This window comes from Bacillus sp. Xin1 (genome assembly GCF_013314535.1).
Taxonomy (GTDB): Bacteria; Bacillota; Bacilli; order Bacillales; family Bacillaceae_G; genus Bacillus_A.
This window is the reverse complement of sequence record NZ_JABUAE010000011.1, coordinates 87,521-112,390: the sequence shown is the minus strand read 5'-3', so window position 1 is coordinate 112,390 and position 24,870 is coordinate 87,521. Positions and strand designations below refer to the sequence as shown.

General features: G+C 35.5%; 26 protein-coding genes, 1 pseudogene and 1 riboswitch. Of the genes and pseudogenes, 3 read left to right on the top strand and 24 right to left on the bottom strand.

Annotation, left to right across the window (positions count from 1 at the left end; translation table 11 throughout):
• Positions 1–15: 15 nt before the first annotated feature.
• The 8 genes from HRG09_RS12840 to HRG09_RS12805 all read right to left on the bottom strand — a co-directional run bounded on the left by HRG09_RS12840 (position 16) and on the right by HRG09_RS12805 (position 6,431).
• Positions 16–978 (bottom strand): DUF979 domain-containing protein, encoded by a 963-nt coding sequence (locus HRG09_RS12840; protein ID WP_174101160.1) that lies wholly within the window; start codon positions 976–978, stop codon positions 16–18.
• Position 979: 1 nt separating this feature from the next.
• The gene (locus HRG09_RS12835; RefSeq protein WP_174101159.1) at positions 980–1,675 is read right to left on the bottom strand and encodes a DUF969 domain-containing protein; all 696 of its coding nucleotides are present in this window, start codon (positions 1,673–1,675) and stop codon (positions 980–982) included.
• Between the two features lie 19 nt (positions 1,676–1,694).
• Complete coding sequence (gene pxpA / locus HRG09_RS12830; RefSeq protein ID WP_174101158.1) at positions 1,695–2,453, bottom strand: 5-oxoprolinase subunit PxpA; 759 nt, start codon at positions 2,451–2,453, stop codon at positions 1,695–1,697.
• A 14-nt stretch (positions 2,454–2,467) separates the two neighbouring features.
• On the bottom strand, positions 2,468–3,457 hold the full coding sequence (locus HRG09_RS12825) for a 5-oxoprolinase subunit C family protein (RefSeq protein ID WP_174101157.1): 990 nt from the start codon (positions 3,455–3,457) through the stop codon (positions 2,468–2,470).
• Positions 3,454–4,161 (bottom strand): 5-oxoprolinase subunit PxpB, encoded by a 708-nt coding sequence (gene pxpB / locus HRG09_RS12820; protein ID WP_174101156.1) that lies wholly within the window; start codon positions 4,159–4,161, stop codon positions 3,454–3,456. The genes HRG09_RS12825 and pxpB overlap by 4 nt, the downstream gene beginning before the upstream one ends.
• Positions 4,161–4,928 (bottom strand): IclR family transcriptional regulator, encoded by a 768-nt coding sequence (locus HRG09_RS12815; protein ID WP_174101155.1) that lies wholly within the window; start codon positions 4,926–4,928, stop codon positions 4,161–4,163. The genes pxpB and HRG09_RS12815 overlap by 1 nt, the downstream gene beginning before the upstream one ends.
• A gap of 246 nt (positions 4,929–5,174) precedes the next feature.
• Complete coding sequence (gene lepB, locus HRG09_RS12810) at positions 5,175–5,729, bottom strand: signal peptidase I (protein WP_174101154.1); 555 nt, start codon at positions 5,727–5,729, stop codon at positions 5,175–5,177.
• A 15-nt stretch (positions 5,730–5,744) separates the two neighbouring features.
• On the bottom strand, positions 5,745–6,431 hold the full coding sequence (locus tag HRG09_RS12805; RefSeq protein ID WP_174101153.1) for a copper homeostasis protein CutC: 687 nt from the start codon (positions 6,429–6,431) through the stop codon (positions 5,745–5,747).
• A gap of 699 nt (positions 6,432–7,130) precedes the next feature.
• On the opposite strand from HRG09_RS12805, the gene HRG09_RS12800 reads away from it, so the two are divergent.
• Positions 7,131–8,279 (top strand): SH3 domain-containing protein, encoded by a 1,149-nt coding sequence (locus tag HRG09_RS12800; protein WP_174101152.1) that lies wholly within the window; start codon positions 7,131–7,133, stop codon positions 8,277–8,279.
• Between the two features lie 438 nt (positions 8,280–8,717).
• Here the strand turns inward: HRG09_RS12800 and HRG09_RS12795 are convergent, their stop codons facing one another.
• The 12 genes and pseudogenes from HRG09_RS12795 to HRG09_RS12740 all read right to left on the bottom strand — a co-directional run bounded on the left by HRG09_RS12795 (position 8,718) and on the right by HRG09_RS12740 (position 18,681).
• Complete coding sequence (locus HRG09_RS12795) at positions 8,718–8,939, bottom strand: YdbC family protein (RefSeq protein WP_174101151.1); 222 nt, start codon at positions 8,937–8,939, stop codon at positions 8,718–8,720.
• Between the two features lie 260 nt (positions 8,940–9,199).
• Complete coding sequence (locus HRG09_RS12790; protein ID WP_174101150.1) at positions 9,200–9,862, bottom strand: methionine ABC transporter permease; 663 nt, start codon at positions 9,860–9,862, stop codon at positions 9,200–9,202.
• A complete protein-coding gene (locus HRG09_RS12785; RefSeq protein WP_174101149.1) occupies positions 9,852–10,613 on the bottom strand; it encodes a methionine ABC transporter ATP-binding protein in 762 nt (253 codons plus the stop codon). Before HRG09_RS12785 ends, HRG09_RS12790 begins: the two co-directional genes overlap by 11 nt.
• 6 nt (positions 10,614–10,619) lie before the next feature.
• Complete coding sequence (locus HRG09_RS12780) at positions 10,620–11,780, bottom strand: acyl-CoA dehydrogenase family protein (protein WP_174101148.1); 1,161 nt, start codon at positions 11,778–11,780, stop codon at positions 10,620–10,622.
• A 13-nt stretch (positions 11,781–11,793) separates the two neighbouring features.
• A complete protein-coding gene (locus HRG09_RS12775) occupies positions 11,794–12,612 on the bottom strand; it encodes a MetQ/NlpA family ABC transporter substrate-binding protein (RefSeq protein ID WP_174101147.1) in 819 nt (272 codons plus the stop codon).
• A gap of 58 nt (positions 12,613–12,670) precedes the next feature.
• A riboswitch (SAM riboswitch) is annotated at positions 12,671–12,759 on the bottom strand.
• 171 nt (positions 12,760–12,930) lie between these two features.
• Positions 12,931–13,560 carry a YdcF family protein gene (locus tag HRG09_RS12770; RefSeq protein ID WP_174101146.1) on the bottom strand — a complete coding sequence of 210 codons (630 nt, stop codon included), beginning with the start codon at positions 13,558–13,560 and terminating at the stop codon, positions 12,931–12,933.
• A 333-nt stretch (positions 13,561–13,893) separates the two neighbouring features.
• Positions 13,894–14,391: a GNAT family N-acetyltransferase gene (locus HRG09_RS12765; RefSeq protein ID WP_174101145.1), complete on the bottom strand. Its 498-nt coding sequence runs from the start codon at positions 14,389–14,391 to the stop codon at positions 13,894–13,896.
• Between the two features lie 9 nt (positions 14,392–14,400).
• Positions 14,401–14,979 carry a GNAT family N-acetyltransferase gene (locus tag HRG09_RS12760; RefSeq protein ID WP_174101144.1) on the bottom strand — a complete coding sequence of 193 codons (579 nt, stop codon included), beginning with the start codon at positions 14,977–14,979 and terminating at the stop codon, positions 14,401–14,403.
• A gap of 449 nt (positions 14,980–15,428) precedes the next feature.
• Positions 15,429–16,757: a YjiH family protein gene (locus HRG09_RS12755; RefSeq protein ID WP_174101143.1), complete on the bottom strand. Its 1,329-nt coding sequence runs from the start codon at positions 16,755–16,757 to the stop codon at positions 15,429–15,431.
• A gap of 124 nt (positions 16,758–16,881) precedes the next feature.
• Complete coding sequence (locus HRG09_RS12750) at positions 16,882–17,397, bottom strand: GNAT family N-acetyltransferase (protein WP_174101142.1); 516 nt, start codon at positions 17,395–17,397, stop codon at positions 16,882–16,884.
• Between the two features lie 55 nt (positions 17,398–17,452).
• Positions 17,453–17,791: pseudogene (locus HRG09_RS12745) on the bottom strand (aminoglycoside phosphotransferase family protein); the annotation flags it as partial.
• Between the two features lie 68 nt (positions 17,792–17,859).
• Positions 17,860–18,681 (bottom strand): UTP--glucose-1-phosphate uridylyltransferase, encoded by an 822-nt coding sequence (locus HRG09_RS12740; protein ID WP_174101141.1) that lies wholly within the window; start codon positions 18,679–18,681, stop codon positions 17,860–17,862.
• A 202-nt stretch (positions 18,682–18,883) separates the two neighbouring features.
• On the opposite strand from HRG09_RS12740, the gene HRG09_RS12735 reads away from it, so the two are divergent.
• Together HRG09_RS12735 and HRG09_RS12730 are read left to right on the top strand one after the other, a co-directional pair.
• Positions 18,884–20,173 (top strand): UDP-glucose dehydrogenase family protein, encoded by a 1,290-nt coding sequence (locus HRG09_RS12735; protein ID WP_174101192.1) that lies wholly within the window; start codon positions 18,884–18,886, stop codon positions 20,171–20,173.
• Entirely contained in the window at positions 20,170–21,123 is a 954-nt protein-coding gene (locus HRG09_RS12730; RefSeq protein WP_174101140.1) for an NAD-dependent epimerase/dehydratase family protein, read from the top strand. Before HRG09_RS12735 ends, HRG09_RS12730 begins: the two co-directional genes overlap by 4 nt.
• Positions 21,124–21,321: 198 nt before the next feature.
• On the opposite strand, the gene HRG09_RS12725 is transcribed toward HRG09_RS12730, so the two are convergent.
• From HRG09_RS12725 to HRG09_RS12710, 4 genes are all read right to left on the bottom strand, one after another.
• Positions 21,322–21,846: a hypothetical protein gene (locus tag HRG09_RS12725; RefSeq protein ID WP_174101139.1), complete on the bottom strand. Its 525-nt coding sequence runs from the start codon at positions 21,844–21,846 to the stop codon at positions 21,322–21,324.
• A gap of 85 nt (positions 21,847–21,931) precedes the next feature.
• Positions 21,932–22,570, bottom strand: coding sequence for a hypothetical protein (locus HRG09_RS12720; RefSeq protein WP_174101138.1), 639 nt, complete (start codon positions 22,568–22,570; stop codon positions 21,932–21,934).
• 1 nt (position 22,571) lies between these two features.
• Positions 22,572–23,630, bottom strand: a complete 1,059-nt coding sequence (cotS, locus tag HRG09_RS12715) for a spore coat putative kinase CotS (RefSeq protein ID WP_174101137.1) — start codon at positions 23,628–23,630, stop codon at positions 22,572–22,574.
• Positions 23,631–23,646: 16 nt separating this feature from the next.
• The gene (locus tag HRG09_RS12710; RefSeq protein ID WP_174101136.1) at positions 23,647–24,792 is read right to left on the bottom strand and encodes a glycosyltransferase family 4 protein; all 1,146 of its coding nucleotides are present in this window, start codon (positions 24,790–24,792) and stop codon (positions 23,647–23,649) included.
• Between the last annotated feature and the right edge of the window lie 78 nt (positions 24,793–24,870).

The window sequence follows — 24,870 nt, the reverse complement described above, 5'->3', positions numbered from 1 at the left end:
CCTTCCCACTCCTTACTAAAATCGATATACAAGTCCATACATGATAAACATATTAATAACAAAAATAGTAACCGCAATTGGTACTTGTGCTTTAATTACCGCATTTTTATCTTTTAACTCTAATAGCATCGCTGGTACAATGTTGAAATTCGCTGCCATTGGCGTTAACAATGTTCCGCAATACCCTGCAAACATTCCAAGCGCTGCCATAATCGCTGGGTTACCACCATGCATTTGCACGATAAGAGGTAAACCAATCCCGCCCGTAATAACAGCAAATGCCGCAAATGCATTCCCCATTACAACGGTAAACAACATCATCCCTAAACAATATGCCATAACAGCAACAAATGGATATTCTGTCGGCAATACTTGTCCTACTAAATCAGATACAACTTGACCCACACCAGATTTTGCGAAAATACCACCAAGGGCCGCTAACATTTGTGGTAAAATGACTGTCCATCCGACAGCTTGTAATAATCTGCTTCCCTCTTGCACTGGTGCTGTTATTTTTGCTTTTGTGATTCCCATTGCCGCTACGAAAGCGAGCAATGCGCCAAGCGCTAATGCAATTAATGTGACTTTATCAGGATCAACGAGAGATACATTTCCAAACTTTAACTTTCCTAAAGTTAACGTACCAATAATCGTAAAAATAGGAATTAAAATAGCAGGCATGAATATTTTGTTTCTTAATTTCTCTGCATGTTTCACTCTCTCTTCAGTAGGCGCTTCTTTTTCATTTGACTTCGTTACTTTATTCAACGATGCTAAAACGACCATCGCTAATACGATACAACCGATATAAAAAGATGGGATGATATTCCCAAATAAAAATGTGATAGAAAATAATGCCCAAAATAAGCTTGAACCAAAACGATTCGGATGCTGACGATCAAAGGCGACACGAATTGCGACAAAGGCAACGATAATACCTAATAAATAATAGATTGTATCCAGTGTAATAATATTCATCTTATATCGCCTCTCTTTTTTCGTTCTCTTCTTTTTTCATCGTTTTTTCAATATATTTATCAAACTGTTTAAAACGAATCCAACTTACAATAAAAGCTGAGATTGCCGTAGGAATTCCCCAAAGTGCCATATCCCATACACCAACATGCATTCCTACAGAATCAAAGAATCCTTTCATTAATAAAATTGCTCCTGTTGCGATAAAAATATCTTCGCCGAAAAACCATGCTGTATTTTCAGCTGCCGCTGCATTCGCTTTGATCTTTTCTCTCAATTTTTCTGGAAGTTTTCCATAACGGCCTTGCGCAGCCCCTTCTGCCATCGGTGCAACTAGCGGTCTTACTGTTTGTGCATGTCCACCAATGTTCAGTCCTACTGCCGCTGATCCTTCACGAATCGCGAAATATGACATAAGTACTCTTCCTGTTGTAGCACCTTTCGATTTCGTTATTAACGCTTCCGCTCTTTCCTTTAATCCGTATCTTTCTAGTATTCCAATGACAGGAAGTGTTAATAAAATCGGCATAGACATATATCGGTTTTCAATAAAAAACTTTCCAAACATACTAATCACATCATGAAAGCTCATCCCTGAGATCATTCCCGTTGCGATGCCCGCAACCATTACAACTAGTAACGTATTCAGACGAAATAAAAAGCCAACCGCTACAAGCAATATTCCAATTAATTTCAGCATCTACGTATCTCCCCCTCTCCTATTTTGGTGCACAAACAGAAATATTATTGAGTTGTAATATTCTGTATATTTTTTTCGCAAATGATACTGCTTTCTCTCCATCACCATGTATACAAATGGTTTGTGCATGTATCGGTACATTGTTTCCATCAATAGCTTGTACATTTCCCTTTTGCACCATCTGAAGCACTTGCTGAATCGCTTCCTCTTCATTTGTAATAAGTGCATTTTCTTCTGTTCGGCTCGTTAATGTTCCATCCCGTTGATATGTACGATCTGCAAATGCTTCTTGAATCAGCTTTACTTCGTATTTGTTAGCAGCTTGTACGAATGCACTATTCGCTAATCCATAAAGAAATAGATTTGGATCCATATGATGAACCGCTTTTACAATTGCCTCTGTAATCTCTTGATCTGTCGCCGCCATATTATAAAGTGCGCCGTGCGGTTTTACATGATGCAACCTTCCTCCTGCCGCCCTCACAAAACCATCTAATGCTCCAATTTGGTATAAAACATAGTCATATACTTCATCTGGTGAGACGCGCATCATTCTTCTTCCAAACCCTAATAAATCTGGAAAGCCAGGGTGAGCACCGATTTCCACATTATTTCTCAATGCTTTTTCTACAGTTTGACGCATAACAGTTGGATCCCCAGCATGAAAACCACATGCAATATTTACTGATGAAACAAATGGAAGGATTTGATCATCGTTTCCAATTTGATATGCGCCAAAACCTTCTCCTAAATCGCAGTTTAAATCAACGGTAACCATATTCTATTCCTCCTTTAAGCTTGTAACGCGATAAATTTCTTTAATAAATTCATATTTTGTTCTTGCTCTATGTAAAGCTCTGTCGCTTCTGTTATAGAAGTCTTTGTAAACGTGACATAGTCGCCTGGTTTCAATTGTGCAAGAATCGGTAAATCAGCAGATATCACATTGCCAATTCGCGGATATCCCCCTGTCGTTTGTCTATCCGCCATTAAGATAATTGGATGGCCCCCAGACGGCACTTGGATTGTTCCAAACGTAACTGCACTTGATAAAATATCGGACTGTTCAATTCTTTTTAATTCCTCACCTTCTAACCGATAGCCCATACGGTCAGCGTAATTCGAAATTTTATATTCTTGTGTAAAGAATGCTTCTAAACTTTCACTCTTAAAATGATTCCATTCAAAATCTAGAAGAACACGAATCTTTGGATTACGACTATATGTAGGTAAAACATGGTTACATATACCCCAGTGCGCTACGATTCTTTCTTCCTCTATCAAATTTCGAATCATACTTGCACCAAAGTTTGACGGTGTACCAATTTGAAACAGATCCCCCTTTTTCAATGCTCGCCCTTCTATTCCACCTATTGTTGCTTTTACATATGTACTTTTACTTCCCATACTCCTTGCAACATGAATTCCACCAGCAAATGCTACATATGTCCGGCATCCAAGCGGCGCCTTTCCAAAGCAAAGCATACTCCCTTCTTTCGCTAATATTGGTCGCCATAATGGAACTGCTTCTCCGTTTAATAACGGCTCCATATTCGCGCCGCCAATTGCAAGTAATGTTGTTTTTTTGATAAGTAATTTCGGCCCCATCATTGTGATTTCTAGTCCAGCTTCATTCTCTTCATTTCCAACTAACATATTGATCATTCTCAATGCCGCCTGGTCCATCACACCGCCAACAGGTACACCGTATTGTTGATATTGGTACCTTCCTAAATCTTGAACCGTTGTAAACATCCCTGCATGTAAAACCTCGACATTCATTCCCTCGCTCCCTCCATAGCTAGAAACTCTTCCTCTGTTATTGGGATAAAACGTAAATACATTCCGCTCTGCACATATGTAGGTGGCTGCCTTGTTGGCTGAAATAAAGAAACAGGCGTCCTGCCAATAATATTCCAGCCCCCTGGTGTTTCTAATGGATAAATTCCAGTTTGATTTCCGCCAATCCCAACCGAACCTGGTGCTATTTGCAAACGCGGTGTTTGTTTTCTAGGCGTCTCTAATTCTTTTGACATTCCACCCAAATATGGAAACCCCGGTGTAAACCCTAGCATATATACAAAATAAGTTGCTTCGCTGTGAAGGCGAATAACATCACTTGTACTTAATTCATGATATGCCGCTACTTCTTCCAAATCGGGACCATATTGTCCGCCATAACAAACTGGAATCGAGATACAATCGTATTGCAGTTGCACCTTATTTTGATTTTTGTGAAGTACTTCTTTCACGTATTCACATATAAAATCATACGGCATTACCTTTCTTTCATTTTTCTCCCACACTTTATATCCGTCATAGTATACTGTTAAAGAAGCAAATGAAGGTACACACTCAATCATTCCATAGAACGGATTTTCTTGTAATAGACGGTATAAATGTTGCACATTTTCATATATATCCAAATCAATTGTTTCTCCAAATGTCACAACAACTGCTTGATCCCCTAGTGCTGAAAATTTCATCATATCCCTTCCTTTTCACCAATCCAGCCAAGTTCTTTTGAAATTTGGTGTGCCGTTTCTTTTACTTTTGTAATAAAGTTTGGAATTGCCGATTCATTATACTCTACCTCTAATCCTGAAATACTAATACCAGCTATTACAGTGCCATCGCTTGCAAAAATAGGTGCTGCAATTGCAGCTGTATGATTCTCAAGTTCCGAATAGCTTAACGTATATCCTTCTCTTTTCGCCTTATGTAACAGGTTTTGCAACTCTTCTTTATCTACAATCGTTCCATCCGCAAATCGTTGTAATTGTACTTTCTCTATATACTGCATTTGATCGTCTTCTGAAAAATATGAAAGTAAAATACGCGGACATGCTCCTGCATATAAAGGTGCTCGCCTTCCAATCTCTGTGTATACTCTTACTGGTTGATCGCCATCCATTTTTTCAATATAAATTGCCTCATTACCATCTTGAATAATTAAATTGACAGCTTGACCAAGAGAATCTCTCAGTTTTTTCATATAGGGCTTTGCGATATTTCGTACAGATAATCGCTTTGACACAAGTTGACCAAATCGTAAAAATACCAATCCCAGCCTATAACTTCCCCTTTTTGTTTTTTGTAAAAGACCCATTTCTTCAAGTGAACCAATTAAACGGTATACAGAAGTTTTTGGCATGCCTGTATAATGAACCATTTCCGTTAACGTTAGTTCTTCATGTTCATAAAAAAGTTCTAAAATATCCATCGTTTTTACTGCCGTTTTATTTACACTCATCTTAACTCTCCTAAGTTCCGAAATTCGGAACAATAATTCCGTTTTTCGAAACAAATATATAATTTAAAATTATAAAATATTCTTTCTATTTAAACAATATTTTTCTAAAATAAAAAATCGAGTATAAAAGCTTTGCACTTTCATACTCGATTTACTATTTACTATGTTTCTATTGTTTCCCCATGTTATTCTAACTACTTAAATTAATATTCAATGCTTTTTAACGCATATATGAAAATTCTCTCTTTAATGCAGTGCTCTTACTTGTTGCAACGGCCAAAATACCGCTTCACCTTTTCCAACAATTTGATCTTCAGAAACAAAACCAAACATGCGACTATCTTTTGAAACTTGACGATTATCTCCTAATACAAACACTTGACCTTCCGGTACTTTTGTTTTCCCCGTTTTTTGTTCTAGTGTAAAATCAGGAGTTAATGTTCCTTTAGGTACTTCGGCCTTATAATCCTCCAAATATGGTTCATCGACCGCTTTTCCATTTACGTACAATACATCGTTTTTATACTCAACTGTATCTCCTGGCAAGCCAATTACTCGCTTCACTAAATCATGTCCTTCTTTTCCATGAAAAACGATAATATCAAAGCGCTCTAACCCCTGTATATTAAAACCAATTTTATTTACAAGTACGCGCTCATTATTTTCTAGAGTGGGCATCATAGATTCACCTTGTACGAGTGAAGGGGTAAATAGAATACCACGTACAATAAAAGCGATTCCTACTGTAACACCTATCGTTTTAACCCATGAAATGATTTCTTTTTTCTTACTTTTCTCCATCTTTTCCCCTCTTCTCTAGCATGATAATGACTTTGTTAATTCCACTAAATCTTGTACGGATTTTTGATCAATTTCAGCAAAACAAGATTTCCCCTCTCGGACTGCAGTACCGACATGCGCTTCTGAAATTCCTGTTTCATTCAATAATCGCTTTATATTTTCTTTTGTCACACCACTTCCTACAACGAGCTGGATATCCCCTTGACTTACTCTTTGCATTTCATGTAAGACAGGAATATTCTTTTCTATATCTCCTTGCCCACCAGAAGTTAAAATATGAGTTATATTTTTAAATTTGCGTAATATTTTAACTGCACCAACAGGATTATCTACTTCATCTATCGCACGATGAAATGTAACATTCATTCCATCTATAACAGATAATAAATCAGCTAATTTCTCTTCATCAATTTGATTTTGTTCATTCAATACACCTAATACAACACCTGCTGCACCAAGTTCTTGTGCAATTTGTATGTCCTCTTTCATCATTTCGATTTCTTCTGTTGTATATATAAATGATTTAGCATGAGGGCGAATCATAACATGGATAGGTATGTTATGATTCGCCGCTTGTTTTATAAAAGCGTAACTTGGGGTTAACCCACCTTCTGTATATGCTGAAATAAGTTCAATTCGATTTCCACCAGCTTTTCCAATTCGTTTCACATCTTCTAAACAAGTTGCAATGATTTCTAGCATAAAGCTACCTCTTTTCATACTTTTTCCACATTATTATACCGCAGCACAAATCAGAAACCTAGGTTTCCCATGTAAAACATGAAAAAAGGAATAGAAAAGAAAGATTTTTCAAACTCCTATAAAACAAAGCCTTGCTAGGTTATAAATGAAGTAGCTTAGTAAATACATGAGAAGATTCATATGTAATTGATAATATTTTTTAAAACGGTAGCAAGCGGAACATTACAACCAAATCAAAGTTTGAATAATCATTTAAGCTCTTTCGCTACCTCGCTATCACCTGGTTTTTATTCTATTAATGTATATAATGACGACGGGCCATCTGGTAGTTTCACCTTAAAGATCCCCCCTCAGTAGTTTTCTATAAAGTGAAACTTTAATCAGTGGGGGTTTTCTCCATCTCCCACTGATTATTAGTTGAACCAATCGGGCTTTTACGGACAGTTCATCTCCCACCTAACTTCTTTGCTTTCGCTGAATTTTGAGGTGGGAGTGTTACTGTCCGTTAATGCGGGATAAAATTTAGAAAACTGAGTCCGATCCTCAAAGGGACGGATTGATTTTTTATGAAAGGACTTTTGACATACTTGAGAAACATATGAATTTCTTTTCTTTATTTCCATAATACCTATATTTCTGTTATTCTTTTAATATAATTCAAAATTTTGTAATAAATCACACAAGGGGGCTCATTATACGATGAATATGAAAGTTTCAACATTGACGGTAGCAACTGTCGCAGTCGCTTCTCTTTTCCCATCCATTACTGAAGCAGATACGCAAACAACAGCTGTACAACCAAAGAGCAACGCAGAAATCGGATATGTAAAACTTGATAACGTTCAACTATATCAAGAACGTACAACAAATAGTGATTCCCTTGGAAACATTTCATATAACACACCTGTTATCATTCTTGAAACTACACGTAACTGGTATAAAGTAAACGCCCAAAATAAAATTGGCTACATACAAAAATCCAATTTGTCTTTGAAAAAGCTAAATCAAGAACGCAATCAGTATATCGTAAATGCGAGCGCCTTAAACCTTCGTTCTGAACCAAATATCCAATCAGCGATTCTTGATGTATTACCAAATGGGACATTTATTTCTGTGCAAGAAACGCACAGTGACTGGTACCTCATCTCTCACAACGGAAAAACAGGATACGTAAAAAAAGAATTTGTATCCAATAGTTTACAGCCATTCGTTAAAGGAATTACTATACAAAATAATTCTTACTATGTTGCAACTCCTAGATTAAGAGTACGAAGTGGTGCAGGAACAAATACTGCTGTTATTGGCTCTTTACAAAATGGCGCACAAATACAAGTAGTAGGTAAAGTAGGTTCGTGGTATAAAATTCGCTTTGGCTCTGGATACGGATATGTTGCACAGCAGTATGTATTACAAAATAAACAACAAGAAAAGTCAGTCTCACCTTCTATACCTGCTGTTTTTAAATTCCCAACACAAGGACAAGTTAGCTCAAACTTTGAAGTTAGATGGGGCCAAATGCATTATGGTGTCGACTTTACGGCAACTGGAGATATGCCAATTCGTGCTGCAGCTACTGGAAAAGTTATCAAATCTTACTATTCTAGCAGCTACGGAAACGTCGTATTCGTCACTCATTACATAAAAGGAAAATTATATACAACTGTTTATGCGCACATGAAAAACCGATCTGTCCAAGTCGGAGATCGCGTTCAAGCTGGACAACTGTTAGGTCAGATGGGGAATACGGGTCATTCAACTGGGCAACATCTTCATTTTGAATTACATAACGGGGAATGGAATTTTGAAAAAACAAATGCAGTTGATCCACTCCCTTACTTAGTTAGGTAGGAAACATCTTATGCTACGTAATATTCCGTTACTCATTGAGTATCTAGCTTTTTTCGGCCTGATCTGTTGTTTCCTTATTTATGATACCAATATATATTTTTTAAGTGTTCTCATCTTATTGGTAAGCTGTGAGATATTACTAGAAGTATTTAAAATACGATTCAAAAAACGCATTTCTCATTTATATACATCACTCATTATAATCGTTTGTCTAATCATTAATTTAAAGATTGATGGTCTATTTATATCAAGTATGTTTCCAGTATTTTTTATAGGCATTCTTCTTATTGTATCCCAGTATATCTACGTACCTGAACATAACAAAAAAGAAGATATAGAAACCAAAATTGTATAGTCTTTTCTAACATATATATCCATGTAAAAACCACTTTTGAAATATGATTCAAAAGTGGTTTTCTCTGCATAAAGTATTTCGCTTTATAACTCCATACTGTTTAAAATATCTTTTAAAGCCTTTAACTCTTCGACCGTCAATGTGACACCTTTCCCCATCTTGTCATGCTCTGGTGCCCAATCACGCAGGTCATATTTCGGCTCTTTTCCGTTCCAACTGATTAAATTGAGTTCTTTATTCCAGCCTTTAGGTGACTGTGATATAGCTCCAAAAGTTTCTTTAATATCAAATTTAATTTCTGCCACGATTGTTCCTCCTTTAACATATATATTCCCTAATTGACTCTCCTACATTCTCTCATATGTGATATCGATAGAACTAATTTTCTGCATAAAAACTATCGTCAGCGGATTCTTATTTTTGTCGTTATTTGTTGCACAATCGATATATTTGATAAAGCACCGATAAAAATTCATTTACCCTTTCACAACACTCCTCCTCGATATTTTCTATTCCCCGCACACCCCAAAAAGGACTTCGATATACACCGAAGTCCTTTTCACACTTACCGTTTATCAATTTTCGCAGCAATTCTATTCCCAATAAATTGCACAGATTGAACAAGGATGACAAGCATAAGTACCGTAACAACCATAACATCTGTTTGGAAGCGATAATATCCAAAGCGGATTGCTAAGTCCCCAACACCGCCGCCCCCGACAACCCCTGCCATAGCGGAGTAAGAAATAAAACTTACCGTTAAAACGGTTAAACTTAATACAAGGCCCGAACGCGCTTCAACAAGCAGCACTTTCCACACGATTTGCAGCGGCGACGCCCCCATTGCCTCAGCGGCTTCAATCACTCCTTTTGGAACTTCGCGCAGCGCTTGCTCTACGAGTCTCGCAAAATATGGAATAGCTGCTACTGATAAAGGAATCGTTGCGGCAATTGGACCAATTGTAGTTCCTAATAGAGCTCTTGTAAGTGGTACTAGTGCAACTAGTAAAATGATAAATGGAAATGAACGAATAATATTTACAATGCCGTTTAAAATACGATGAACTATATTTTGTTCCAAAATTTGTCCTTTGCTAGTAAAATATAAAATTACCCCTAAAGGAATACCTAAAATAATTGCTGCTCCAACTGACAGTCCAACCATTAATAATGTTTGTAAAAGTGATGTCCAAATCTCTGGAAGGAGCGGGATAACATTATTGAACATGTGCAATGCCCCTCTCTTGCTCTACTCCTAATAAGAGTTTCGCAATTTCTGTTGTTGGTTTTAAATGTTGGTCGCGTAAGTGGAATGATTCAACAACTTCTCCTTCTTCCATTACCGCGACTTTATTACAAATTTGTTTAATGACATTCATTTCATGCGTTACAATTACGATTGTAACTCCTAACTCTTTATTTATCTTTTGTAAAAATTGCAAAATAGATCGTGTCGTTTTCGGGTCGAGTGCCGATGTCGGTTCATCACAAAGTAATACCTTAGGATCATTTGCTAATGCACGCGCAATCGCAACACGCTGTTTTTGTCCACCGCTTAGTTGTGAAGGAAAATGATGTGCTTTATCACTTAAACCAACGATCTCCAAGCATTCACTTACACGTTTTTCTTTCTCTTCTTTTGAAACGGATTTTAATGCTAATGGCAAAGCAATATTATCCGATACACTTTTATTATGAAGAAGATGAAAGTGTTGAAAAATCATCCCGATTGACTGTCTGGCTGCTCGTAATTCTTTCTTTGATAGCTTTGTTAAGTCTTCACCATTTACAATCACCGAACCAGAATCCGGCTTTTCCAGTAAATTCATTGTACGTAATAACGTAGACTTTCCCGCTCCACTTAAGCCAGCAATTCCATATATATCATGTTCTTCAATTTGCAAAGATACTGATTTTACACCGTGAAATAAACCTTCTTTCGTCTGAAACGTTTTATTGATATCACGAAGCGTTATCATGTTCACTCACTCCTTTTCAATTGATTTATAAGCATCGTCTGCTAGTAATGAGAGTGTTACATCATCCATTGGTGGATTGTGCAAACCAGCGCGAACATTTAAATAATACCGGTGCAGTGGATTCTTTTCAGATAAACTTTTTGCTCCCACAATTCTCATTGCCTTATCAACAATTGATATCGCCGCATTCGTCGCAATATATTTCGCTGCTGCTAATTCTGCTTGCAGGGATTGTTTATCTTCCGCCTCATCATATTTTTTCGCAACTTGGTATAAAAAAGTACGAGCTTGCAAGAGTTCGAGCTCTAATTCGCCTACTAATCTTCTAACGTTTGGAAGCAAACAGATTGGATGGTTTAAACTATTCGGTTGATATGATTTTGCAAAATCAATCGCATAATTTCTTGCGGCCTGTGCAATTCCTAAATAGCATGCTGGTATATGAAGTAACCATCCAATTCCTTTTGGTTTCGCCTTCGAACCTTTTATATCTGTAAAAAATTTATCTGGGATTTCAACATTCTGCAGTACAAGATCATGGCTAGCGGTTCCACGCATCGCAACACTATCCCAAGTCTCTTCAATTAACACACCCTTTTCATGTCTTGGGATTACAAATTCTCCGATCTCATCTCGCCCTTCAATACTCGCTGAGATGATGAAATAATCAAGTACAGGTGCCATCGTTGTAAAAGTCTTTCTTCCGTTTATAATCCACTTATCGCCTTTTTGGACAGCGAGCGTTTCTGGCTTTCCTCCCCGCGTTGGGCTCCCTGTCTTTGGTTCAGTTGCTGCCCGGTTAAAAAGAGCGCCTTTTTTTACTTCTTCACAAAACCACGTAAACATCTCTGGTTTCCATGAGCGATTTTCCGCAAGTTCTTTCACTATTCCAAGATGCCAACCGATTGATAAAGCTGTTGCCCCGTCTCCCTCTGCAATCTTTTCTTGAAATAAAACAAAATCATACAATGAAATGGCCTTTCCTCCGACATCTTTTGGTAAGGTTAACTTCGTATAACCGATATTCTGCAACTCTTTAATATTTTCAAAAGGAAAAGATCCGAGTTCACTCAGTTGATGTTCCCTTCCTGCAAATTGCGGAATTAATGCCTTTATCTTCTCCAATACGAGAACTTGTTCTTCTGTTTCTATAAATGATAATGTCATATCAAGATCTCCTTTACTTTAAGTAATCAGGAAGCACAAATCCTTCAAATTGTTCTTCGGATTGAATCATCTTTTTAAATTCTGGTGAATGGTACGCTTCCATTAAGTCTTTCGCAAATTGTTTTTCTTTATCTTCATCACGAACCGTAACAATAATTCTATGTTGCGGAGGTGTTTTTTCTAATTCCAATGCTTCTTTTAACTTATGTCCAGATGAAATGACAAGGTTTCCGTTAATAATGCCGTAATCTAAATCTTTCATAGCTCTTGGTATTTGTGGTGATTCAAGCGGCACTAATTTGAAATCTTTCTTTTTAAACGTTATGTCTTTTTCAGAGATTGTTAAAATATTTACATTTTCTTTTAATTTCACCCAGCCAATCCCTTCTAAAATACGTAATGCTCGTTCTAAATTAACTGGATCATTTGGTACCCCAATCTTCATTCCATCTTTCAAATCATCTAATGATTTATGTTTTTCAGAGTATACACCTTGAGGTGCTGATGGAACTTGAATAATACTTGAAATTTTCGCATTATTTTCTTTTGCGTAAGACTTCATAAAAGCAGTACTTTGAAATATATTTGCATCAATATCCTTATTCGTTAACGCTGGATTTGTTTCGTTTGGTGAATTAAACTCAACAATTTTAATTTTATATCCCTTTTTTTCTAAATACGGTTGTACTGCTTTTTTCACTTGATCGCTATATGGACCAGGTGTAAACCCTAAACGAATCTCTTTTTGATCGCCCCCTGATGTCTGCGTACAACCAGTAATGATAAATAAACTACATACAATACTTACAAGTGCAAAAAATAATCGCTTCATCCTTTCTCCTCCTATTAAAAAACAACCTTACATATAAGAAGGTTGTCATTTCTTTTCCTTCTTATCTACTCGGAATTAGCACCTTTTTATTACAAATAGGTTGCTGAAGTTTCATCGGGCCGTTCCCTCCACTTCTCTCGATAAGATTATATTTGATTATGCTCTCTATTGTGTCACTATTCCGATGAAAATACAAGGTTTTTTATTTTAAAATTTTCCAATAATTTGTAAATATATAGAAACCCCAACCCATCTTTATATAAAAAAGGATAGACTCCGTAGAACCACTCTACCTTTGTCTATCCTTTTCTTTATTTTTTAATCACCTTTCAAAATACGTAAAGGTAACGATGCGACATACCCAATATAAGAACATAACTCTTTAAAGAAAAATGGAATTTCTGTATCTAATGTTTTATATGCTGACGTTGGCGTTGGTGATGCATATGCATCCATCCCAATATGCTTCGCTATTTTCATCGCTCGCTTCATATGAAGAGGATCACTTACAATCGTGTATGTATGTAAGCCATTATCAATTCCAACCTGTTTCGCATTCTTTAAATTATCTTCTGTAAAACGCGACTGTGTTTCAATTAATATATCTTCATCCTTTACATTATGCTTTAATGCATACGCTTTCGCAGTACGTGCTTCTTCCTGCTCTGCTTCAAATTTCGTACCACCTGTAAAAATAATTTTTTTAATACTTCCATTCTTATACAAAGAAATCGCATGATTGATTCTTTCACGAAATACAGGAGATGGTTTTCCGTTCCAAGAAGCCGCCCCTAGTACAACAGCAGCATCTGTATCCACCTCATCCGTTTTAAAGCGATAACTCCAAATATCGTAAGCTGCATAACTTACAAATAGAATGATAGAACTAACCATGAGCAAGAACACTTGCAAGACTCTTCTTTTTTTACTTTTCTTATTTTGTTTCATTTGTACTGGCCCCCGTGCATTATCCATACTTCTAAAAAATAATCTATTTTAAATCATTATATTTGAGTTCATTTGAAAGAAGGCACTTTTCTCAACAATTAATTGGTGCTATAAAGGGTTTTCATTCAAATAGAGGATTTTTAATTTACTATTTTTTGTGGTTCATATTTTATGAATTTGATTTATGTACAAAATTTCTTATGCAACTCTATTGTAACGAATTTCTTCACAGAAGGGAATGATGAAACAAAAGTATATAAAAGAAGTAATCATTTTGTAAGAAAAAAAGAAGGGATTTTTCTATTTTCATAGCAACGCACCTCTTTTTTCTATCTATTTTATAATCCAATATCTCATATGGTGTTCTTCCAGTACACATTTGAATCCTGTTTTTTCTAAAACCTTACTTGAGGCAATATTACTCTTGAAACAATCTGCTTTAATGATTTGCACCTCATTAGTCTGCTGTAGCCATTCAACGAAAGCTTTTGCCATTTCAGTTGCATAGCCATTCCCTTGATATTCTGGCACAATACTATATCCAATCTCTACTGTACCCATTGAATCAGGTGCACCTTTACAACCCATATCACCAATAATCACATTATCTTCCTTATGAATAATAAGGCCACTCCACTTACTTTGCTTCGGATTTTTTCGTAAACCTTCTGCAATCCACGATAAAATATCTTTATAATCAGACATGGGCCATTCTAAAGATATTTTATATGGTATGATTTCTTGTAGCTCTTCCCTTCCTTTTATCGTTGCCTCAACAAACTCTAATGTAAAGGGAATCATCTTCAGTCTCTTTGTTTCAATATTTGTCATATATGCCTCCTATTTATACAAATCCATTTTTTTCAGTAGTTGTTCTTTCACAACTGGCCACTCACTCGAAATGATGCTATATACAACCGCATCCCTGACATAGCCACTCGGCAACTTTCTCTCATTTCTTAGTACACCTTCTTTTACCGCACCAAGCCTTTCAATTGCGCGCTGTGCTTTTTCATTGCGCAAATCTGTCTTTATTTGCACACGCAGCATTTGCAATTCTTCAAACGCATATTGTAATAACATGTACTTACATTCGGTATTGATACTTGTTCGTTGTACACTCGGATGATACCAAGTTTGACCAAGTTCAACCGTTTTGTTATCATTGGAAATACTATACAAACGTGTACTCCCTACAACTTCATTCGTTTTTTGATCTATCACAACAAATGGTAAATCCGTTCCCCTTATATAACGTTTTACTGCCGTTTCAACATATCTCTCCATATCTTGATAGCTTTCCATTTTAAATATTAAATACGTCCATATCTCCTTATTTCCTTCCACAATTGAAAACAATTTTTCTACATCATTTGCACCCATTAATCGTAACATTGCTCTTTCATTTACTATCTCCATAAAAATCCCCTTTTCTATGTATCTAGCTATATTATAGTTTGCCGCTCAGTATATATCAAAATATTCAAAACTCCATTTTCTATCACTTAAAATCCAATAATACAGAAAAAAGACTCACTTTTATAACGTAAGTGAGCCTTTTTCATCTCTCAAAGTAAATTCAATCCCTTTCCTCTGAATTATTATTTTTGTGCTCTAAAATTTTTTCTAACAAATTTTCAATAGATTGCAATCTCAATTTAATTTGAACTCCGATCATAATGATACTAAATATAATTCCTCCCAACATTCCAAACAACAAAGAATCCATATTATCTCTCCCATTATTTATTTCAATAACCGTATACATGCCAAAGCTTGTACATGGTGAATGGTTCCTACCCAAAAATTTCTTTTACTAGAAATCCAAAAGAAATCACTTTAATAATATAAGAGTGACCTTTACACTCTTAAAGCAACACATATGCAATTGGCGTAATAATCACCAATGTTAATATTGTTCTTTGCACATACAAAATAATAAGTTCAGAAACTTTTAACGGAATATCTGTAGACAAAATACATGGAATCGACGCTGAAAAAAATAAAATAGATGATACCGATACAACGGCAATGACAAACTTAGTTACAAGCGGCGCACTCACAACAAGTAATGATGGTAAAAACATCTCAGCAATTCCAACTGATGCTGCTTTTGCGGCTAGTTCGGCTTCTGGAAGTTGCAGCAGCCATGTAAATGGATAAAAAATATAACTAATCCAATCAAATACCGGCGTATACTTTGCTAGTAAAATACCGATTAATCCAACTGACATAATAGATGGCAAAATTCCCATCGTCATAATGAATCCGTCTTTTAGGTTGATTAAAATATTTTTCATCACACTTGGCGCAGATTTTGATACTTCTAATGCATCTTCCCAAGCACGTTCTAACATCTTCTCTTTATAGACTGGTTCTGGAAAACCTTCTTTAGTAATGTATGTATCTGGTTTTGTTCGTAGTGGTGGGATTCTCACAGTGATAGCGGTTACAATGAATGTTACGATAAGTGTGGTCCAAAAATATAAATTCCATAAGTGCATAATGTTTAATGTTTTGGCAATGATGATCATAAATGTTGCCGAAACCGTTGAAAAACCTGTCGCAATAATTGCTGCTTCTTTAGTCGTATACTTTCCTTCTTTGTACACACGATTAGTAATGAGCAAGGCCAAAGAATAACTCCCAACAAAAGAAGCAACTGCATCAATTGCTGATCGTCCCGGTGTTTTCCATAGTGGCCTCATAATTGGTCTACAAAACGTACCAATAAACTCTAATAGGCCATAACCAACTAATAATGCTAAAAATGCCGATCCAATTGGAACAAGTAAGCTTACTGAAACGACTAACTTCTCATACAAAAATGGTCCAACATCGGGAGCAAAAAACCACGCTGGCCCTATTTTAAAACAGTACAATACTCCAAATATGACTCCAATTACTTTTAAGAGTGAAAAGCACATATCTACAATGGACGCATTCCATTTCTTTGTATAAAACGGATATATTGCACCAATTGTCATGACAAATAAAGCATAATATGGGACAGCTGATGGCATCACTGCTCGAATCCAAGATACAATGTGATCAATCATGATTGATGACGTACCATTGATTGTAACAGGCACAAAAAACATAAAGATACCTATCAAACTAGCAAGGATAAAACGAAGAATGATTTGTTTCTCCTGCCTTGTTTTTACGATTTTGTTTTCTAATTCAATTTGACTCAATTCCTCTGCACCTCCATTTATCTAAATATTCTGTATAAATAGTTCGTACTCCTCTTTTTTCTGTATATATTAAATAACAACTGTAAGATGTGAGTGTAAACCAACTATCCGAAAAAGGATGGGACTATTTCCCCATCCTTTTTCGATACTTATTATGACCATCAACCACACCGAAATGCTCAAAACCATTATTTTTGTAGAAATTGTTTAGTTGTGTATTATTTGCAACACAATCTAACTTTAAGAACGTTTTTTCAGTATTCATATTATCTTGAATCCACATCAAAGCCCCTTCGCCTATTCTATTTTTCATACACTTAGGGATAATCGCTAGTCTATGTAAATATAGTGAATCAGAAAGAGCGTCTTCACCAAAAATATGGCGATCCCATTCACTTTGTATGGAAGACAGGGTAAAAGTACCTATTATTTCATTCTCTTTTAAAATGATGTAAGTATTTTTATTGTTTACAGCTTGAATGATCTCTTCGTCATCTTCACCTGCTAAGAGATACTGCCACTGGTCGATTTCTTTCTCTTTTAACCACTGTGCAACTTCTTTTAGCATATGGATAATGAGAATACTTTCCTCGCCATGTGCAGTTCTAATTTGATAACCTTCAAGAGTATTTTGATACAATGTTTCTTCCTCCTTTTTCGTACCTCGACTCTTTATTTCAATAAAAAAGAAATAATCAATTTACCTTTAATAAGTAATATAATTTTTCTCCTCGTAACTTAAAAAATTCTAGATGTTCTTCAAGTAACCTTTCACAATTTTCTCCTTCTAAAATTTCAAATGTCTTCTTAACAAAATTCCAATTCAAGCAACCAGACAACCATAATAACGAGGACAGTCTTTCGTAATCAGTCGAATCTAAAAAATCACCTGCATCATATCCCTTCAAAAATGCTTGAGCAACTTTAGGACAAACTTCATGTGAGGATATTCCTTTCGTCCGAGAATACCACTTTATAAGCCACGCTAATCCTTCTATGCAATCTCCATAAGTAATTGATTCAAAATCTACAACAATGCATGTGAGTAGTTTAATAAACACTTATTAGACTACTCACATGCATGAGAAAACATTACCACCCTTTAATTCTTACTTCCTTTATTTTGTCCATAGATAAGATTAAGAAGTTGAATATATTCATCTTCTTGTCCAATATCATATCTGTTTCCATCAATGATTTTCCCATACACGTTTTTCATTGTAAGTAAAGAATGGATCGCGTCAGTGAGTTGATACTCTCCCCCGACTCCAGGCTTTATGTTTTTTAACAACGGAAAAATATCTGGTGTAAAAACATACCGACCAATCACTGCAAAATTAGATGGGGGATTTACTTTCGGTTTTTCAACAATATCTGTAATTTGCATATAATCCTTTTTTACTATATCCCCTTTTATAATTCCATATTTTCCTAAAGCTTCGTCCGGTACTGTATGGATACCTATTACACTACTGTTTGTCTCTTGGTATATCTTAATCAATTGATTTAAAGCTGGTTCTTTATCCGAAATTACGATATCATCTGGTAAAAGTACAGCAAAAGGATCATTTCCTATAAATGTTTCCGTTAGTTTTATTGCTTCACCCAGTCCCCTTGCATACGGTTGCCTCGTATAATGAATTTGAATATCCGGAATAGAAAATTCATTTAATAAATGTGATTTATCCTCTCTTTTTAAAAACGCTTCCAATTCTAATGAATAATCAAAATAATCAACTATTAAATTCTTTGTTCTTGAAAGAACAATTAATATTTGTTCAACTCCAGATTTTACAGCTTCTTCTACAATATAATGAATCGCAGGTTTATTTCCTATCGGAAACATCTCTTTTGGAACTACTTTTGTAATAGGTAGGCTACGCGTTCCATAACCAGCAGCTGGAATTATTGCTTTTTTTATCACGATCCTCGCTCCTTCATCCTATTTCCAATAGTATATTCAGTAATCCGTTACCCGCTCATCAATCTATCAAAAAAAGGCATTTAACTTATCCATCCCTATCGTTTATCGTATGAATAGGGCTTTTGATATGGCACAAGTCAGACTTGTCCATCAATATAATATAAAAGCAGGTACAAATTTTCAGAAAGGTGAGTGCCTTATTATGGACATATGTATAATAGGTTCTGGCTATGTTGGACTAACCTCAGCAGCAGTATTAGCAAATTTAGGACATCATGTTGTTTGTGTTGATAAAGACCAAAGTAAAATTGATATTCTTCAAAAAGGTGACCTTCCTATTTACGAACCGGATTTAAAAGAGCTTCTATATAAAAATAGAAATCGTTTAAAATTTTGTAGTGATGTTGGTCAAGTTATTAATCAAATACCTATTATTATGATTGCTGTTGGAACTCCTTCCGCCCCCAATGGAAAAACGGATTTACAATACATTTATTCTGTTATCGATGTAATAGCTCAAAACATAAAATCATATAAAACGATTATTACAAAAAGTACAGTTCCACCTGGTACAAATCAACTCATAAGTGAAATGCTCATAAAAAAAGGGATAGACGCCTCACTTTTTAATATTGTTTCTAATCCCGAATTTCTTCGAGAAGGATCCGCTGTTCATGATATGCTCTTTCCAGATAGAACAGTGGTAGGTACACAAAAAGACGATACAAAATCGCTTAAAATTATGCAAGAAATGTATAAAGATATAAAAGCTCCATTCTTTCATACAACTTTAAATAGTGCGGAGATGATTAAATATACTTCCAATGCTTTCTTAGCCACAAAAATATCTTTTATCAATGAAATTGCTAGAATTTGCGACGCATATCAAATTGATATTACTGAAGTAGCAAAAGGAATCGGGTACGATTTCCGAATTAACCCTCATTTTCTCCAAGCTGGAATTGGATATGGTGGCTCCTGTTTCCCGAAAGATTTGAATTCATTAATCTATACAGCGAAGAGCAAACAAGTCGAGCCTTTCATTTTACAAGCTGTTCAATCTATTAATTCCACACAAGTAGACTACTATATTGAAAAAATTAAGAACAAATTTAAAGACTCTAATTCAAACCGAATTACAGTCTTAGGAATTTCCTTCAAACCGCTTACAGACGATATACGCTATTCGCTTGCTATTACACTGATTGAAAAATTAATTCCTCTTGGTTACGAAATTCATACCTATGATCCAAAAGCCCACCTTCCTTCTCCTCTAAAAAAGCATGTCACAGAGCATACCCACTTGGAATCTTCTATAATAAATTCTGATTGTGTAGTCATTGCGACAGAATGGAATGAATTTAAAACACTTGATTGGCAACAAGTGAAAAAAATGATGCGAGGAAGTACCATTGTTGATGGTCGTAATTGTATTGAAAAAAATGAAGTAGAAAAACATGGTTTACAATATATAGGAGTTGGTCGTCCATGAAAATTCTTGTTACAGGCGCAGCCGGTTTTATTGGTTCCCATCTATGTCAAGCATTACTCAAAAACGAGTCCTACAATTTAATTGGGATCGATCATTTCATCGGTCCTACTCCCACTACATCAAAACATCAAAATATACAACAATTCAAAAATCATCCACGGTTTCAATTTATACAAGGTGATATTTTAACTACTGATTTATCTAAGCTTTTACAAAATGTAAATATTGTCTATCATTTAGCTGCAATTCCCGGTGTACGAACAAGTTGGGGGAAAGATTTCGATCCATATGTTACCAATAACATTCTCGCTACACAGCGCTTACTTGAAGCCTGTAAGCATATAAATTTAAGTAAATTTATTCATATCTCTACTTCTTCTGTTTATGGTGAAAAAACAGGATCAGTTTCTGAAGACTTGTTTCCTACCCCTTTATCACCATATGGTGTGACAAAGTTAAGCGGAGAACATCTATGTCATATATATCAAACAAACTTCCATATACCAATTGTTATTCTAAGGTATTTTACAGTATATGGACCGCGCCAACGTCCTGATATGGCATTTCATAGACTAATAAAACAAATGTTAGAAGATAAACCTCTTACTATTTTTGGTGACGGAACTCAAACACGTGATTTTACTTATATCGATGACTGTATACGCGGTACCATAGCTGCTTTAGAAACACAAAATCATATAATAGGTGAAATCATTAATATTGGTGGAAAAGAACGAGCATCCGTTTTAGATGTCATTTCCTTGCTAGAGAAAAAACTCGGTAAGACAGCAAAAATACATTTTCTCAACGCAATACCTGGAGAGCCTAAACACACATGGGCGGATATTTCTAAAGCAGCTTCCCTCCTACAATATTCCCCTTCCATTTCATTGGCTGACGGGTTACAAACGGAGATCCATTATTTAAACCAACTCTACAACGGAGAGTAACTTATGAAAGTATCATATTTATGTACAGAAAAGTTGCTCTCTCTAGCAATTAGAAGTAAAATCATCCAAGTTTCAATATCCAGCCCAGCTGATAGACTAGAATCTATGTACGAAAAATTGTAATAACCACTATTACTTCTCAAACTCCATTCAAATAATCTGCAATAAAATAATCCCCCCTTATTAGGGGGGATTATTTTATTCTTCATCTTCTTCGTCTTCGTCTTCTTCGTCGTCATCGCCATCTTCTTCTTCTTCTTCTTCTTCTTCTTCTTCTTCATCTTCTTCATCTTCTTCTTCCCCGTCTTCTTCATCTTCTTCTTCTCCGTCTTCTTCATCTTCTTCATCTTCATCTTCTTCTCCGTCTTCTTCTTCTTCTCCGTCTTCTTCTTCTCCGTCTTCTTCTTCTCCGTCTTCTTCTTCTCCGTCTTCTTCTTCTCCGTCTTCTTCTTCTTCTCCGTCTTCTTCTTCTTCTCCGTCTTCTTCTTCTTCTCCGTCTTCTTCTTCTTCTCCGTCTTCTTCTTCTTCTCCGTCTTCTTCTTCGTTAGTGAAATTCACCTCTGACTCATCTACATACTGAAATTCGACTTCTATACCATCATGTGATCCAGATTGAATTGCATCAATTATAACTCTTAAAGCTTCCTCTAAATCATTTCCTGAATCAAAGTTAAAACCTTTTTCAAAATTCAACTTTATTTCTGCTTTTTTCACTTCAGACATTGATAAACCTCCTTCACTATAGTTTCATAAATATAGTATGTTAAACAGATATAAAAAGATTGATATACTTGCGGACTTTTTCTCTTTACTTCTTTTTCTTTTTGGAAATTTCAACACCTGCCATTAGCTTTGGAGCTACTGGTTGATCAGGCGCAATGATCTTGATTTTTAGTTTCGATTTTTCCGGTTCAAGCGAAACTAACTCCTCATTCTCTTCCAATTCAATTATTTCATCCGTTACTTCACCGTTTACCTCATTACTTACTTTTTCATTTACCTCGGCATTACTACCATCTATTAGCCTTGGAGCTACCGGTTGATCAGGTGCAATAATCTTGATTTTTAGTTTTGGTTTTTCCGGTTCAAGCGAAACTAACTCCTCATTCTCTTCCAATTCAATTATTTCATCCGTTACTTCTTCATTTATCTCAGTATTTACTTCTTCATTTACCGCCTCTACTAACTCCTCACTTGTTGCAATTTCTTGATTATGTTCCTCCTCTTTTGAATCGAGAAATCTAATTGTTGGTAATTCAACCAATTCTTCTTGTTTAACAGCTGCTAAATTTTCTACTACAGATAGTTCATTTAAAACAATATCTTGAGGTTTATTCATCGTTTGTTCATATTCTGAAAGAGCCCATCCCATTGGACCTGGTGGAGAAAAAATAAATTTGTCTAGGTCCAAAAGTGGGATAACCATTTTCTCCTGTTTATAGTTCATTTTATTTCCCTCCGTTTCCACTTTTGATTGCATGAAAAACATCAGAAAAATTTTGTAAAAATTCCTCTTTTGACTCCTCCAAAGCAATAATATTTTGTAATGCCCAAATATATTTTTCATCAGACCAAGATCTTTTCTGAGCCAAGTAATATTTATGAGCAATCGCACAAAATGAATGTGGGAATGATAACTCTGTCCAAAGAATGCGATATTGTTCTTGTGACAATGGATTCTCAGAATCATATGCTTTTAACATATGAACAGCAAAGTCAGTATCCCATACTGACATTTTTTTCATTACTTTATTTAAAATAATACGTAAATCTCGAACTGGTAAATCATTAGTAATGGAATGTAACTCCTTCATAAAAACAGTGTCTTCCATTTCTGTAAATCTCGCTAAAGTAAAATCTTGTTGACAAAAACCTTTTGATGCAATAACTTCCTTTGTCCATTGGCTATAGTATGGCTCATCAATTTCTTGTAATGCTTTCTTCCCACGCGCTAACATCTTATCCGCATACTCTAAAAACATGACTGAAAATGGATCATTTTGAAAAGAAAGAGCAATCTTCTTATTACCTTCTAATTCTTGTAATTTCCATCTATACAACTTATGCCACTTTCCTAACCGACTTCGTATTTTGCTTTCTGGTTCTGAAATATACCCCTCTGATGCTCGTTGAAATTGCCCTGCATATATAAGCACCTTTTCTAGTTGTTCTTTACTATAATAAATGATTTCCTTTCCTTGATGTTTATCATATAGTACATATGAATATTCACCAGCCCCAATACAGAAAGCCCCTCTCTTCGTCTTATGAAGCTTTGTAATTGGCAAACCATTGTTTAAAAGGTGTAGATGTGCTCCTGCAACAAATAACATTCTTTTTGGATTCATGTGTGCTTGTTTTAATATTTTTACTCCTTCATTTGTTTCTACTTCCCAAATTGTTCTTCCACTTCTGCTTGATTGTAACGTAATATTATTCAGCTCAAATGGATAAAATTGAAGCACTTTCTCTAAATGCTCGTAGTCTAATCTAGTTTCCTCGCCCAATTCCCCTCATCCTCTCTTACTTCTTTCTAGATACTTCTTCATATACTCCAAGTAAATTCATAGCAACACGGTTCCAACTAAAATCCTTCTCAACTGTTAATCGTCCATTTCTTCCCATTTGTTCACACTTGCTTCTATTATTTAGTAGATTAATAATCTTTTCAGCATATGCATCAGGATTCTCGAAGTCATGCACAATATTACCATTTTTCCCTTCAACGATTACTTCTGGGTTACCCCCCCGGTTACTTGTAATAATAGGTAAACCTGCAGCCATCGCTTCATAATGCACCCTAGCTAGCGGCTCTTGCCACTGTGAAGAACAAACGAAAAGATCTGACATCGCATAGAGAGTCGGTATATCCTTCGGCTTTACGAATTTAATAAAAGTTACATGTTCTTTATACATCGCTCCTAATGTATACAAATGCTTCACATAATTATTTAAGTTATCATCCCCAAACCATTTTGACCCAATAAAAACCATCATAATATCTGGGTGCTGTTCAATAATTTTGGGAAGTGCTTGTAGCAATAAATGAGGCCCCTTTACTTTACTCAATCGACCAACAAATAAAACTACTTTTTTATTCTGTAAATTCAACTCTTTTTGAACATCTCTTCTTACTTCTTTCCCCCTCGCTGTCCAAGCAGGAGTATATTGATCTAAATCTACACCCGAATATACTGTCTTTGTCTTATTTTTCGCTGCTGGGAAACGAGAAGTAATTGTCTTACCAATATAATCACTTACTGTTACAATTTTTGAAACGACTGAAAGACATGCCTCCCCTTCCTCATCACTTATCTTTTCATATGCAAACATCTCATTATGCACACTTAATACAAATTTTGTTTTTGGTGCAGCATCGTATAAAACTTTTATCCAGTTTGGACGATTACATAAATGAACTACATCATAATGTTCCTTGCTTATATGTTCAACAATACGAGGAACATACTCATCTTCTGAAAAACGTATATACCGAACACCTTCTCTTTTTTCAAAATCTTTCAAATCCGGATCATGTATCGAAATAATTGTCACATCTTTTCCTTTTGAAGCAATAATAGAAGCAACGGAATCCATATAAATTTGAATAGCTCCTCCTCGTATTGCTGGTACAGGTAGTTTTTCAGTAGATATTATTGCAATTTTCATACGATAATCCCTCCATTTCACAAAGAATACAACCCTCTTCAACATATGTTACGAAAAAGCTCCTACCGTTGTGAGTAA

Coding starts and splice junctions, on each gene's coding strand:
- HRG09_RS12840 (WP_174101160.1), bottom strand. CDS start 978: ATGAATATTATTACACTGGATACAATCTATTATTTATTAGGTATTATC.
- HRG09_RS12835 (WP_174101159.1), bottom strand. CDS start 1,675: ATGCTGAAATTAATTGGAATATTGCTTGTAGCGGTTGGCTTTTTATTT.
- pxpA (WP_174101158.1), bottom strand. CDS start 2,453: ATGGTTACCGTTGATTTAAACTGCGATTTAGGAGAAGGTTTTGGCGCA.
- HRG09_RS12825 (WP_174101157.1), bottom strand. CDS start 3,457: ATGAATGTCGAGGTTTTACATGCAGGGATGTTTACAACGGTTCAAGAT.
- pxpB (WP_174101156.1), bottom strand. CDS start 4,161: ATGAAATTTTCAGCACTAGGGGATCAAGCAGTTGTTGTGACATTTGGA.
- HRG09_RS12815 (WP_174101155.1), bottom strand. CDS start 4,928: ATGAGTGTAAATAAAACGGCAGTAAAAACGATGGATATTTTAGAACTT.
- lepB (WP_174101154.1), bottom strand. CDS start 5,729: ATGGAGAAAAGTAAGAAAAAAGAAATCATTTCATGGGTTAAAACGATA.
- HRG09_RS12805 (WP_174101153.1), bottom strand. CDS start 6,431: ATGCTAGAAATCATTGCAACTTGTTTAGAAGATGTGAAACGAATTGGA.
- HRG09_RS12800 (WP_174101152.1), top strand. CDS start 7,131: ATGAATATGAAAGTTTCAACATTGACGGTAGCAACTGTCGCAGTCGCT.
- HRG09_RS12790 (WP_174101150.1), bottom strand. CDS start 9,862: ATGTTCAATAATGTTATCCCGCTCCTTCCAGAGATTTGGACATCACTT.
- HRG09_RS12785 (WP_174101149.1), bottom strand. CDS start 10,613: ATGATAACGCTTCGTGATATCAATAAAACGTTTCAGACGAAAGAAGGT.
- HRG09_RS12780 (WP_174101148.1), bottom strand. CDS start 11,780: ATGACATTATCATTTATAGAAACAGAAGAACAAGTTCTCGTATTGGAG.
- HRG09_RS12775 (WP_174101147.1), bottom strand. CDS start 12,612: ATGAAGCGATTATTTTTTGCACTTGTAAGTATTGTATGTAGTTTATTT.
- HRG09_RS12770 (WP_174101146.1), bottom strand. CDS start 13,560: ATGAAACAAAATAAGAAAAGTAAAAAAAGAAGAGTCTTGCAAGTGTTC.
- HRG09_RS12765 (WP_174101145.1), bottom strand. CDS start 14,391: ATGACAAATATTGAAACAAAGAGACTGAAGATGATTCCCTTTACATTA.
- HRG09_RS12760 (WP_174101144.1), bottom strand. CDS start 14,979: ATGGAGATAGTAAATGAAAGAGCAATGTTACGATTAATGGGTGCAAAT.
- HRG09_RS12735 (WP_174101192.1), top strand. CDS start 18,884: ATGGACATATGTATAATAGGTTCTGGCTATGTTGGACTAACCTCAGCA.
- HRG09_RS12730 (WP_174101140.1), top strand. CDS start 20,170: ATGAAAATTCTTGTTACAGGCGCAGCCGGTTTTATTGGTTCCCATCTA.
- HRG09_RS12725 (WP_174101139.1), bottom strand. CDS start 21,846: ATGTCTGAAGTGAAAAAAGCAGAAATAAAGTTGAATTTTGAAAAAGGT.
- HRG09_RS12720 (WP_174101138.1), bottom strand. CDS start 22,570: ATGAACTATAAACAGGAGAAAATGGTTATCCCACTTTTGGACCTAGAC.
- HRG09_RS12710 (WP_174101136.1), bottom strand. CDS start 24,792: ATGAAAATTGCAATAATATCTACTGAAAAACTACCTGTACCAGCAATA.